This window comes from Burkholderia sp. 9120, from assembly GCF_000745015.1.
Classification (GTDB): Bacteria; Pseudomonadota; Gammaproteobacteria; order Burkholderiales; family Burkholderiaceae; genus Paraburkholderia.
In genome coordinates this window covers 5,767,287-5,779,670 of sequence record NZ_JQNA01000002.1, presented here as the reverse complement: position 1 = coordinate 5,779,670, position 12,384 = coordinate 5,767,287, and the positions used below count along the sequence as shown (strand labels likewise).

Genomic DNA, 12,384 nt, shown 5'->3' with positions numbered 1-12,384 from the left:
GAGCGTCACGCCCCGCTCGTCGCCGCCATCCACCCAAACCGCCGCGACAATCTCAGCGTCGCGGCGCGCAAGGTCTGCGCCGGACCACCCGTCGGATCGCTATCGAAGCTGCCGCTCGGTCCCATCAGCGCCAGCACGAGACAGATGCTGCCGGTGTGATCCAGCACCGGTGCGGCCAGCGTATTGATGCCAGGCACAGGTCGGCTCAACGCAGTATCGATACCGTCCGCGCGGATTTGCGCGAGACGCTGCGCGTAGGCTTGAGTCAAAGGCGTTAACGCTGAGGTCGCGCCGGCGTTTGCATCGACCGTCTTCGACACACCCGCTCCAACTCCGCGCGCTTTCGCCGCGAAAATATCCGCCGCGTCCGCCCCCGCCAGCCGCAGATGATCCTGCGCTAGCAGACCGGCGCGCACGTCGTCGGCGACATAAGCGGCGAACACGCGGCCAATCGCCGTATTCACCAGCGACATCACCGTGCCGACCCGCAAGCTCACATGCAGCGGCCGCGCCGATTCCTCCAGACGCACAACGGTTGGCCCCAGCGGCCCCAGCACCGCCATCGCGACGCTCATCGCGGTCGACGCCGCCAGCTCGACCACCTCGGGTTCCGCCTCACGCGCCGGCGAGAGGCGCTGCAAGCCGATCAACCCGAGTTCCAGCGCGAGCGGCCCCGCTTCGAAACAGCCCGACGCATCGCGCTTGAGCAAACCGATTTTCAGGAGACTCACCAGATGCGGAAACGCCTTGGCCGGCGGCATGCCGGCAGCCGCCGCAAGATCGCGCAAGTTCAGCGGGCGCGCCGCCGAGACCAGCGCCGCCAGCAACTCGCCGGTGCTGTCGAGCGACTGGATGCCGCGCTGCGGTTTGGCATCGGCGGAAGCGGCGAGAGAGAGGTCGAAAGAATCGGTCACGTGGCAGAAGAAGCTAACAGGGAAGGCGCAGCGGCGAGTTCAACGCTAATGTCATGAGCCGCCGCGAGCAGCGCGCGGGCGATGGGACCGTCGGCGGCGACATCAATCGCGCCGGTCGAGCCGATCACCGTCAGCGCCAGCGACAAACCGCCGTCGCCATCGAGCACCGGCGCGCTCAAACTGCTGATGCCCGGACTCGGCGCATCCACGCTGCGTGCCAGACCGCGCGCGCGAATCTCGTTCAACGCGGCTTCGAACGCGGCGCTTTCGTCGGGCGGCGTCATCGCACTTATCGTGCTCATCGTGCTCGTCGCGCCATTCGTTGCGCCCGTCTGATTCGCCCACATCGCGTCTAATACCTCACGCGGCAGATAAGCGCAAAACACGCGTCCCGTCGACGTCGCCGGTAGCGACATCACCGTGCCTACATGCAAATTGACGTGCAGCGGAAACCCCGCGTGCTCATAGCGGACGATGGTCGGCCCTTGCGGCCCGGCAATACAGATCGCCACGCTGAAGCCGATCGCTTCCGCGAGCGTCGCGACGCGCGGCACGGCGGCGCGAAACGCCGGCTGGTTTTCCAGATGCAGCAAACCGAGCCGCAGCGATAACGGCCCCGGTTCGTAGCGGCCCGACAGGTCGTCGCGCTTGATCAGACCCAGCCGGCTCAAACTCACCAGGTAGGCGTGCGCCTGCCCCGGCGCGAGTTGCGCGGCGGTAGCGAGATCCGACAACGCCAGCGGCGTGCGCGCCTGCGCGAGCGCCAGCAGCACGCGGCCGCCCACTTCCACGCTCTGAATGCCACGCTGCGGCTTGCCGCCTGGCGCGCTGTCGTCGCCGCCCGCGCCTTTGCCCACGGCCGGTTTCGCTGCTTTGCTCACCCTCGCGCCCGTCCGTAAAAAAGGGTCCATGTTAACCGATGGCCTTGCCGAAAGCCTAAGCGACTGCCGCATTGCCCGTCTCCATCTTAGGCGCATGAAGATTTGTGTATAGCGATACATTTCGCTATTGACAAATAAACTCGCGCAGCCATAAGATGCATTCACCCCGACACACCGGCGCAGTCACAGAGTCAAAACGGGGCGAGACAATCCTCCAATACCGTCAGCCCGCGCATTCCGTGCGCAGCCGGCCGTCTCGCCTCACGTCCAACTTTTGAGGGAGACAAGCATGGCAAAGGCATTCGCATCCCAGGCCGATCTGGAAGTCAAGAAAGTCACGTGGACGAAGTTGTCCGAGAACGCCTACGCGTACACCGCGGAAGGCGATCCGAACTCGGGCGTGATCATCGGCGACGACGGCGTGCTGATCGTCGACACCACCGCCACGCCGGCCATGGCGCAAGACCTCATCGCGAAGATCCGCAGCGTTACCGATAAACCGATCAAATACGTCGTGCTGTCGCATTACCACGCGGTGCGTGTGCTCGGCGCGTCGGCGTATTTCGAAGAAGGCGCGCAACAGGTGATCGCGAGCCGCGGCACGTACGAGATGATCGTCGAGCGCGGCGAGGCGGACATGAAGTCGGAAATCGAACGCTTCCCGCGTCTGTTTGCCGGTGTCGAAACAGTGCCGGGCCTGACGTGGCCGACGCTGGTGTTCGAGAAGGAAATGACGCTGTTTCTCGGCAAGCTCGAAGTGCGCATCGCGCATCTCGGCGCCGGGCACACGAAGGGCGACACGGTCGTGTGGCTGCCGTCGCAGAAGGTGCTGTTCTCCGGCGATCTGGTCGAGTACGACGCAGCGTGTTATTGCGGCGACGCCCAACTCGAACAGTGGCCGGCCACGCTCGAAGCGCTGCGCGCGCTGCAGGCCGACAAGCTGGTGCCGGGCCGTGGCCCCGCGCTGACCACGCCGGAAGATGTCAACAAGGGTCTCGACTACACGAAAGACTTCGTCACCACGCTGCTGCAGCAAGGTCGTGAAGCCGTCGAACAGAAACTCGATCTGAAGGCCGCAATGGCGCACACGCGCAAGGCAATGGACCCGAAGTTCGGCCACGTGTTCATCTACGAGCATTGCCTGCCGTTCGACGTGTCGCGCGCATTCGACGAAGCGAGCGGCATTACGCATCCGCGCATCTGGACCGCGCAACGCGACAAGGACATGTGGGACGCGCTGCAAGCCTGATCCCCACCGCACTATAGCGACGCCGAGAAGAGCAGGACGGAGACATAAGATGAGCATCAACTACCAGACGCTGTCGTTCGACTACCAGCCGTGCCGCGAGCAAAGCGCGCACGGCGGCGCGGAGCAGGCGGCTTATCCGGTGATCGTGGTCGGTGCGGGCCCAGTGGGCCTGGCCACCGCGATCGATATCGCGCAGCAGGGCGTGCCGGTCGTGCTGGTCGACGACGATTGTTCGTTGTCCACCGGCTCGCGGGCAATCTGCTTTTCGAAGCGGTCGCTCGATATTTTTGATCGACTGGGTTGCGGTCAGCGGATGGTGGAGAAGGGCATTAGCTGGAACGTCGGCAAAGTGTTTCTGAAAGACGAGCTGGTCTACACGTTCAACCTGCAGCCGGAAGCGGGTCACAACCGGCCCGCGTTTATCAATCTGCAGCAGTATTACGTCGAAGGTTTTCTGCTCGAACGTGCGCAGGCATTGCCGAATCTCGAGATCCGCTGGAAGAGCAAAGTGGTGGGCGTGCAGCAGAACGGCGCGCCGGGCACACACGATGCCAGCGTGACGTTGACGGTCGATACACCCAACGGACCGTACCCGTTGCGCGGCCGCTATGTCGTTGCCGCCGACGGCTCGCGCAGCCCCATGCGCACGCTGATGGGACTCGACAGCAAGGGCGTCACGTTCAAGGATCGTTTCCTGATCGCCGATGTGAAGATGGAAGCGGACTTTCCAACCGAGCGCTGGTTCTGGTTCGATCCGCCGTTCCATCCGAACCAATCGGTGTTGCTGCATCGTCAGCCGGACAACGTGTGGCGGATCGATTTCCAGTTGGGCTGGGACGCCGATCCGGTACTCGAAAAGACCCCGGAGCGGGTGATTCCGCGCGTGCGCGCGTTGCTCGGCGCGGATGCGAAGTTCGAACTGGAATGGGTCAGCGTCTACACGTTTTCGTGTTTGCGCATGGATCGGTTCCGGCACGGCAACGTGCTGTTCGCGGGTGACTCCGCGCACGGCGTGTCGCCGTTCGGCGCACGCGGCGCGAATAGTGGCGTACAGGACGCGGAAAATCTCGCGTGGAAACTGGCGATGGTGCTCGAAGGCAACGCGTCCGACGCGCTGCTCGACACCTACGCGAGCGAACGCGAATTCGCCGCCGATGAAAACATCCGCAACTCCACCCGCTCCACCGATTTCATTACGCCGAAGAGTCCCGTGAGTCGCGTGTTCCGCGATGCGGTGCTGAAGCTCTCGCGGCAGCATCCGTTTGCGCGGCAATTGGCGAATAGCGGGCGCCTGTCGGTGCCGGCGGTGTTGCGCGATTCGCCGCTCAATACCGCGGACGGCGATCGCTTCGAAGGGGCGATGGTGCCGGGCGCGTCGTGCGTCGATGCGCCGGTTCTGGTGGCCGCGCAACCGGCCTGGTTGTTGCAGCAACTCGGTCAGCAGTTCACCGGCGTGTTGTTCTGCGGTGAGCAAGGTGTCGATCAGGCGACGCGCGCCGCGCTGGATGCGCTGAACACCGGGCCGATTCCGTTGAAGCTTGTCGTGGTGACGAGCGGTGATCTGCAGGCGGCTGTTCTGGCCTCCGCGTCGATTTCAGTTTCGCATTCGGCGAGTGTGAGAGTCGCTCACGACGCGGATGGTCATGCGAACGCACGTTATGACGCCAAACCCGGCACGTTCTATCTGATCCGGCCGGACCAGCATGTGTGCGCGCGTTGGCGGCAGCTCGATGCGGACGCGGTAACGCAGGCGCTGAAACGCGCATTGTGCGTCGAAGGGACGGCCTGAAGTCTGGAGCCTGGAGCTTGGACCGTTGGCCCAGGCACGCGGCACAGTTGCGACCACGGCAAGGCATCGGCAAAAAATAGCAGGAGACAGACATGACACTGAACACGCAACCGAATCTCACGCGCCCCGACGATTTCTACGAAGCGCTGATCGACATGCATCGCGATCTCGACGAGGCGCAGAGCCAGTCGGCGAATGCGCAACTGATTCTATTGCTCGCCAACCATATTGGCGATCACGCGACGCTACTCGAAGCCGTGCAGCATGCGCGCGACGGGGTAATCGACGTTTCAGCGCGAGACACGCAGGCGCATTCGCTCGCGGCTTAAGCGAGTGGTTTAAGCCAGCGGTTTAAGCCCGCGGCGTTAAAAAGCAGCGTTAGAAAACCGCATTAAAACGCAGCATTAAAAAAGCACCGTTAAAAGCAGCACAAACACGCGCGTGGCCATTCGAGCCGCGCGCCATTCACAGCGGCGACGCGGCGTAACAACGCCGCCTGCCGTCCACGTAGACGACGACAACGCGGCGCATCAAGACGCCGGACCCGGCGGGTCCGTTGGACCCTCACGTTTGGAGATAATCGATGAGCCAATCCCTCGCCCCCGCGCTCGAGCCGGGCGCCTCCGCTGCCGCGCACGACGACCTGTTATATCGCAAGGTCTCGCTGCGGATCATTCCGTTTCTGTTTCTCTGCTACGTAGTGTCGTTTCTCGACCGCATCAATATCGGCTTCGCGCAATTGCAGATGAAGCACGACCTCGGTTTCAGCGACGCCATGTATGGCCTCGGCGCGGCGGTTTTCTACGTCGGCTATGTGATCTGTGAAGTACCGAGCAATATGCTTCTGGCACGCTTCGGCGCGCGCCGCACGTTCACGCGGATCATGCTGCTGTGGGGCATTGCGTCGGTCGGCATGATGCTGGTGTCGAAGCCGTCGCACTTCTATCTGCTGCGCTTCATGCTCGGCGTGTTCGAAGCGGGGTTCTTTCCCGGCATCGTGTTGTATCTGACGTATTGGTATCCGGCGCGGCGGCGTGCGGCCGTGCTGTCGATCTTTTTCGCGGGCGTCGCGGTGGCGGGCGTGCTCGGCGGTCTCGTATCCGGCTGGATCATGCGCGACATGGGCGGCGTGCTGGGCCTGTTCGGCTGGCAGTGGATGTTCGTGATCGAAGGCGCGCCCGCGATCGTGCTCGGCCTGCTCGCCGCGTTCTATCTGGTGGACGGTCCGCAGCACGCCAGTTGGCTGAGCGCCGACGAAAAAGCGCAACTGATCGCGCAACGCGACGAAGGGCGCCGGGCTTCGTCGGATGCGCATTCGTCGCGCTCGTTTCTGCACGCGTTGCGCAATCCGCGCGTCTATCTGTTCGCGTTCATCTACTTCTCGCTGACCTGCGCCTCGCTAACGCTGAACTTCTGGATGCCGCTGATGATCCGCGACTTCGGCGTGCATGACGTGGTGGCGATCAGTCTGTACACCGTGATTCCCAATGCAATCGGGGCGGTCGGGTTGATTCTGATCGCGCGTCACTCGGATCGCCGCGGCGAACGTCGCCGGCATTTTGCCGTTTGCACGATTGGCGGCGGCGTGGCGCTTTCGCTGCTGACGCTGCATCTGAGCAGCTTTCCCGCGATGCTCGCGATTCTTTCGCTGGCCTCGGTGTTGATCTTCGCGGCGCTGCCGATCTTCTGGACGGTGCCGTCGGGTTATCTGTCCGGCACGGCGGCGGCGGCGGGGATCGCGTTGATCAGCAGCATCGGCATTACGAGCGGCATTGTGAGTCCGTGGGTGATCGGACTGATCAAGACGCACACCGGCAGTATGGATAACGCGCTGTATCTGCTGAGCGGGTTGCTGTTCGTGAGCGGCGTGGCGTTGTTGCTCGGCGTACCGAAGGACATGAAGCGCATCTGAAGGCAGAGGTGGAATCGGGCGTGATATCGGGTAGAGTCGCGAATGGTCTTTTCGTGTTCCTTTTCTACCGTACGTAGATCGTCCGAATCTTTGCGATGCATTCCATCGAACCTGTTCTTTTGCCGCACGACGGTCCGTCCGATATTTCGTTGTGGCGGATCGATTTTGCCTTTGATGCGTCGCTGAGCGACGCGACCGTCTTCGCCTCCCTTAGCGACGACGAGCGTGCCCGTGCCCGCAGATTTCTCCACCATGAGGACACGGTGCGTTTCGCGAGCGTGCGTGCCGCGCTGCGTGAACTGCTCGCGCAACGCCTTGGCATCACCGCTCACGCCATACGTTTTGCTCAGGACGGAAATGGCCGTCCGCGTCTGGCGGACTCGGCCCGCTTCGATTTCAACGTATCGCACGCGGGGGCGCATGGCTTGATCGCGATGTCGCCGGTTCGGCGCGTCGGCGTCGATATCGAACAGCAGCGCGATGGATTCGATTGGCGTTCGATTGCAGCGTTGACGCTCGACCCCACCGAAGTGGCATGGCTCGAACGCCGCGATGCGATGCAGCAGACCGCTGCGTTTTACGAAGCCTGGGTGGCGAAGGAAGCGCTCGTCAAGACAACGGGCGCGGGCATCTCGCGTGGTTTGCAGTACCTGACGGTGCTGCCGCGTGAAGGTAGCCAGGTGACGTTGAGCAATCGGATTCCGGACGATATGCGCGAAATCGCCGCACAGTGGATCGCAGCGCCAGACGCCTATTCGGCGTGCGTGGCGTGGTCAACCGCCACCTTCGCGCGATAGACCGCGATAGACGTTGGCCGGCTAGGGGTTGATTTCGCCGATCGCCAGAGACTTCGGCCAACCGAAGGTATGCACTTGCGTAACCGGCTGCGCGAGCGCCACCGCCGCGCGAATCTTGCCGCCCATCGGCAGATCGAACACATGCCAGCGGCCATGCTCCGCGAGGTCGAATGCGCAACTCGCGGTGTTGCTCAACAGCAGATCCATGTCGATATCCACCGGCGCATAACGCAGCGCATTACAGAGGCTGCCATAACGTGCACGCCGGCGCGCGCCTTCCGGCGTCTCGTCGGCACTTGCGCCGGGTGACGGCACGATGACGCTCAAGCCCAGCGTGGCCGATGCAACGCCCACCACGATCCAGATACCGCCGTAAGCGATGTCGATGGTCATGCCGCGGCCGTCATGAGGATGACGTGCGCGCAGTTTCTCGTTGCCGTCGTCCTGCAGATCGACGTCGCGCGGCGCGCAGTCGAACAGATTCGCGACGATCCAGCGCGCCACCACGCGCGCGCTGACAAAGCGCTTGCGCAACGCGGCGTTCGGATGCAATCGCGCACGTTCGCGCTCGGTCTTCGACAGCCAGCCGTCGCCCTCCTGCACCGGCACCGGCAACCATTCGCAGCGAAATCGCCACAGATGCAACTCGCCCGCGCGCGGCGCGGTGACGCCACGCGGATAGTGGCGCGTCAGTGAGTGAGAAGAGAAAACGGGCGGTGCGGCAGTGACGATAGCGTGCGCGATTCGGGCGCTGTTCGCCGCGGGTTCGGTCGCACGCGCATCGCTGCCGTCGCGCACGCGCGAGGACGTCGGCGCAGCCAGGTCCAATTCCAGTGACATGGGCTGCGTCCTCAATGCATGTAGGTCACGCGACGCGCTTGCACGTCGAGTTCCATGCCGGCGTCCAGCAGATCGATCGCGAACCAGCGGATCAGCTTCAGCACGCCGCTGACCGCGGGCGAGGGCAGCCACTCGCTCAACATGCGCAACGCGGCGCCGCTATGCGTTTTTTGCAGCAACGCGATGGTCTGCAAAATGACGGCTTCGTCCTTGCCGAGATCGCTGGCGCAACGGCAACGCATGTCGAGCGGACGATAGGACACGTGCATTAGCGAGCGCATCAGCAAATCAAAATGTTCTATGCCGTCCTGTCGCAAGCCGACACCGCTCAGAATGTCGCGCCATTGCACGCCGCCGCGTGCCGATTCGCAGGCCGGCCGCAGCCAGGTGCGAACGGCGCTGAGGACGGTGCGCTCGGGCGCGTCGGTGGTGTCGGTCGGATGATCGTCGATCAGTTCGGGACGGCTGCTGTAGTGAGAGCGAAAGTTCATCGAGGCTCCTGAATGGACACGGTCCATGAGTCGCGCCGGCCGGATTGAGTAGCTGCCGCGTCGCAGGCCAGCGCTTGTCGCTTGCGACGCAAGGGCGATGACGCAACGTGTGCGTCAATGGCTTGTATTAGTTTCGGGCTGGTTGCGATGGCAACCATTCACGCACGTGCGCACTACGCGACGGCCGCACCGGTGCCTGACCGGGCGTTTTCGCCGTGCCCACAAAAAGAAAGCCGAGCAGACGCTCGTTCGACGCGAAGCCCAGCGCGTCGTGCAGACGCGTTTCATAGCTGTCCGGTCCCGTGGCCCAGAAACCGCCGTAGCCGAGCGCATGAATCGCGTTGAGCATGTTCATCGTTGCCGCGCCGGCCGCCAGCAGTTGCTCGATTTCCGGCACTTTCGGATGCGCCGTCACGGCCGCGCCGAGTGCGATCACGAGCGGCGCCGCGAAGGCCTTTTGCCGCCGATGCGCGTGCGCGGAGCGCGGTTCCTCGGGCGAACGCGCGCTGGCCAGATCGACCAGCAGGTCGCCGAGCGCACCGCGTGCTTCGCCGCGAATCGTGACGAAGCGCCATGGCCGCAGATTGCCGTGATCGGGCGCGCGCAACGCGGCGTCGAAGATCAGATCGAGTTCGGCGTCGGCCGGGCCGGGTTCGGTGAGCGGCCAATGCGATTGGCGCGACAGCAGCACCTCGAGCGCTGCCGATGCATGGGGCGTGGCGGTGGCGCCGGGTTTCGCGGTCGCGGGAAGTGCGGGTTCGAGGCGGCTGATGTCTAGCGTGGTCATGGCGTGTATTCGACTGAAGGTATGGGCTGAATAATGGGCTAATTATCTCGTAAATGCAAATCATTCGCATTTAGTCTTGGGTGTCAGTAATGATAGTTGTTGGCCTTGGGCTTGTCCGTTAAGCCGTTCGCGGCCGGAGGTCGAGCCAAACGGAATCGGCTCGACTCATAAAAAGCAACTAACTGTCAGCCCCGCCCGGCGTCCCCGGATATGATGGCGAGGTGCCGTAATCAGCGTTTGCGGCACAACCGGTCTGCAGCTTCCTTGCCCACTTCCGCCCGCCCATGCCGACAAAATCACTCGACGCCGCCGTGTCCGCCACGGACTCCGAAGCGGCGCACCGTCTCCCGACCCTGATGCTTGCCGCCGCGCTCTCACTAGGCAGCGCGATCGCGCTGGGACTCGCCCGCTTCGCTTACGCGCTGCTATTGCCGTCGATGAAGCTCGACCTCGGCTGGAGCTTCGCGCAGGCCGGCGCGATGAACACCGCCAACGCGCTGGGCTATCTGCTCGGCGCGCTGGCGTTCCCGCCGCTCGCGCGCCGCTGGTCGTCGGGCGTCCTGTTTGGTGTCGGCTGCGCGGCCACGACGCTGCTCATGGCCGTCAGCGGCCTGCTTGCGGACACGCATTCGCTGCTTGCCTTGCGGGTGATCACCGGCGCGACCAGCGCGGCGATTTTCATCAGCGGCGGCGTGCTGGCGGCGCGTCTGGCGTCGGCGAGACCGCACGACGCCGGTCTCGTGCTCGGTCTGTACTACGGCGGCACGGGATGGGGAATCGTCGCGTCGTCGGTACTGGTGCCGGTGACGATCATCAACGTTGCGCACGGCTGGCAGTTCGCGTGGTTCGCGCTGGCCGTCGCGTGCGCGGCGTTCGCCGCGGTGGCGATTCAGGCGGCGCGCAAGATCGAGCGCGTACATCCCGCCGCCCATCCGGCGACGCGCGCAACCGCTCACGCCGACGCGCCGCGTTGGCCGCGTTTCGGCCTCGCGTTGGCGGGCTATGGCCTGTTCGGTGTCGGTTACATCGGCTATATGACGTTCATCGTGGCGCTGCTGCGCAACGCGGGCATGAGCGCGGTCGTCGTCACGGGGTTTTATCTGCTGCTCGGCGTGGCGACGGTGATGTCGGCGCGCATATGGTCCAGCCTGCTCGACCGAATGCGAGGCGGCCAGGCGCTCGCGGTGCTCAACGCGCTGCTCGCCATCGCGACCTTGCTGCCCGCGCTGTTTACTCAGCCGTGGGTGGCGTTCGTGTCCGGCGTGCTGTTCGGCGCGACCTTCCTGTCGGCCGTCGCGTCGACCACCGCATTCGTGCGCCACAACCTGCCCGCGAGTCACTGGGCCAAAGGCATCAGCGCGTTCACGATCGTCTTCGCGTTCGGGCAGATCGTCGGGCCGATGGTGATCGGCTGGGTCTCGGACGGCGCCGGTCTCGCGCGCGGGCTCGTCTACTCCGCGCTACTGCTCGCGGCCGGCGCGGTATTGGCCGCGTGTCAGAAGCCGTTGCGTGCCACTATCAAATGAGAATCATTATCAGTATCATCGCAAAAATCGATTTACCACCGGGTTGCATTCGCTGAGTCATCCCGGAGTTGCATCGAATCGACTTAGGTACGCGTCGGCCGGTGCGCTTCGCGGCGCGAATCGACTCACTCAATTCAGGAGCCACGTATGTCGAATGACATCCGGGAAGCACCCGCTGAGATCCAGCTCGCCGATACCGCGTTCCAGCGAGGCCGCACGCGTTTGCCGGTCATGAACGCACCCGCCGACGCCAGCGACATTCTCGATCGCGGCTGGCACGCTTCGATCCACGAGCATCTCGCCCGCGACGGCGGTGTGCTGCTGCGCGGTTTCGCCGACATGAGCATTGAACGCTTTCACGAATTCGCCAAGAGCTTTGGCTCGCCACTGCTGTCGTACGAGTTCGGCTCGACGCCGCGCAGCGAAGTGACGAAGGGTGTCTATTCGTCGACCGACTATCCGGCGCATCAGTGGATTCCGCAGCACAACGAGCAGGCGTACACGACGAACTGGCCGATGAAAATCTGGTTCTACTGCGACGTCGCGCCTGGCGATCGCGGCGAAACACCGGTAGCCGACGCGCGCGCCGTATATCAGGGCATCGATCCCGCGCTGCGCGAACGCTTCGCGAATCGCAAGCTGATGTACGTGCGCAACTACGGCAGTGGACTCGATCTGTCGTGGCAGCAGGTCTTCAACACCGAAGACACGGCGGTCGCCGAAGCCTATTGCCGCGCGCATCAGATCGAATGGGAGTGGAAAGAAGACGGCGATCTGCGCACCCGGCAGATTTGCCAGGCGGTCGCGCGGCATCCGCGTACCGGCGAGGACGTGTGGTTCAACCAGGCGCATCTGTTTCATGTGTCGTCGCTGGAAGACGCGACGCGCGAGGCGCTGCTCGACCTCGTCGAAGAAGAAGATTTGCCGCGCAACGTGTACTACGGCGATGGCACGCCGATCGCCGACGCCGAACTCGATAGCGTGCGTGCGGTGTACGACGCGCATCGACTCGATTTCGCGTGGCAACGCGGCGACGTGATGATGCTCGACAACATGCTGTTGACGCACGGCCGAGCGCCGTTTTCGGGGCCTCGGCGAATTGTCGTGGCGATGGCGGAAGCGCACGGCGCGTGAGCGCGGGGCACGGTCACAGCGATCTGCCTAATGCGCTGATGCAGCCGACGAAGCGCGACGCAGC

At 63.9% G+C, this 12,384-nt stretch carries 12 protein-coding genes; 7 read left to right on the top strand and 5 right to left on the bottom strand.

Annotation, left to right across the window (positions count from 1 at the left end):
• Positions 1-5 precede the first annotated feature (5 nt).
• Together FA94_RS33690 and FA94_RS33685 are read right to left on the bottom strand one after the other, a co-directional pair.
• Positions 6-914, bottom strand: a complete 909-nt coding sequence (locus tag FA94_RS33690; protein ID WP_035559955.1) for an IclR family transcriptional regulator — start codon at positions 912-914, stop codon at positions 6-8.
• Positions 911-1,825 (bottom strand): IclR family transcriptional regulator, encoded by a 915-nt coding sequence (locus tag FA94_RS33685; RefSeq protein WP_035559953.1) that lies wholly within the window; start codon positions 1,823-1,825, stop codon positions 911-913. Before FA94_RS33685 ends, FA94_RS33690 begins: the two co-directional genes overlap by 4 nt.
• Before the next feature lie 259 nt (positions 1,826-2,084).
• On the opposite strand from FA94_RS33685, the gene FA94_RS33680 reads away from it, so the two are divergent.
• From FA94_RS33680 to FA94_RS33660, 5 genes are all read left to right on the top strand, one after another.
• Entirely contained in the window at positions 2,085-3,044 is a 960-nt protein-coding gene (locus FA94_RS33680) for an MBL fold metallo-hydrolase (protein WP_035559951.1), read from the top strand.
• A 49-nt stretch (positions 3,045-3,093) separates the two neighbouring features.
• Entirely contained in the window at positions 3,094-4,833 is a 1,740-nt protein-coding gene (locus FA94_RS33675) for an FAD-dependent oxidoreductase (RefSeq protein WP_035559949.1), read from the top strand.
• Between the two features lie 92 nt (positions 4,834-4,925).
• The gene (locus FA94_RS33670) at positions 4,926-5,162 is read left to right on the top strand and encodes a DUF2783 domain-containing protein (protein ID WP_035559938.1); all 237 of its coding nucleotides are present in this window, start codon (positions 4,926-4,928) and stop codon (positions 5,160-5,162) included.
• Positions 5,163-5,416: 254 nt separating this feature from the next.
• Positions 5,417-6,745, top strand: coding sequence for an MFS transporter (locus tag FA94_RS33665; RefSeq protein ID WP_035559935.1), 1,329 nt, complete (start codon positions 5,417-5,419; stop codon positions 6,743-6,745).
• Positions 6,746-6,840: 95 nt separating this feature from the next.
• On the top strand, positions 6,841-7,542 hold the full coding sequence (locus tag FA94_RS33660; protein ID WP_035559928.1) for a 4'-phosphopantetheinyl transferase family protein: 702 nt from the start codon (positions 6,841-6,843) through the stop codon (positions 7,540-7,542).
• Positions 7,543-7,563: 21 nt separating this feature from the next.
• On the opposite strand, the gene FA94_RS33655 is transcribed toward FA94_RS33660, so the two are convergent.
• From FA94_RS33655 to FA94_RS33645, 3 genes are all read right to left on the bottom strand, one after another.
• A complete protein-coding gene (locus tag FA94_RS33655) occupies positions 7,564-8,382 on the bottom strand; it encodes a 4'-phosphopantetheinyl transferase family protein (RefSeq protein ID WP_035559926.1) in 819 nt (272 codons plus the stop codon).
• Positions 8,383-8,393: 11 nt separating this feature from the next.
• Positions 8,394-8,873 carry a hypothetical protein gene (locus FA94_RS33650; RefSeq protein ID WP_035559925.1) on the bottom strand — a complete coding sequence of 160 codons (480 nt, stop codon included), beginning with the start codon at positions 8,871-8,873 and terminating at the stop codon, positions 8,394-8,396.
• Between the two features lie 127 nt (positions 8,874-9,000).
• Entirely contained in the window at positions 9,001-9,660 is a 660-nt protein-coding gene (locus FA94_RS33645; RefSeq protein ID WP_035559923.1) for a nitroreductase family protein, read from the bottom strand.
• A gap of 284 nt (positions 9,661-9,944) precedes the next feature.
• On the opposite strand from FA94_RS33645, the gene FA94_RS33640 reads away from it, so the two are divergent.
• Both FA94_RS33640 and FA94_RS33635 read left to right on the top strand, forming a co-directional pair.
• On the top strand, positions 9,945-11,186 hold the full coding sequence (locus tag FA94_RS33640) for a YbfB/YjiJ family MFS transporter (RefSeq protein WP_035559921.1): 1,242 nt from the start codon (positions 9,945-9,947) through the stop codon (positions 11,184-11,186).
• 147 nt (positions 11,187-11,333) lie between these two features.
• Positions 11,334-12,320: a TauD/TfdA family dioxygenase gene (locus tag FA94_RS33635; protein WP_081936288.1), complete on the top strand. Its 987-nt coding sequence runs from the start codon at positions 11,334-11,336 to the stop codon at positions 12,318-12,320.
• Positions 12,321-12,384 lie beyond the last annotated feature (64 nt).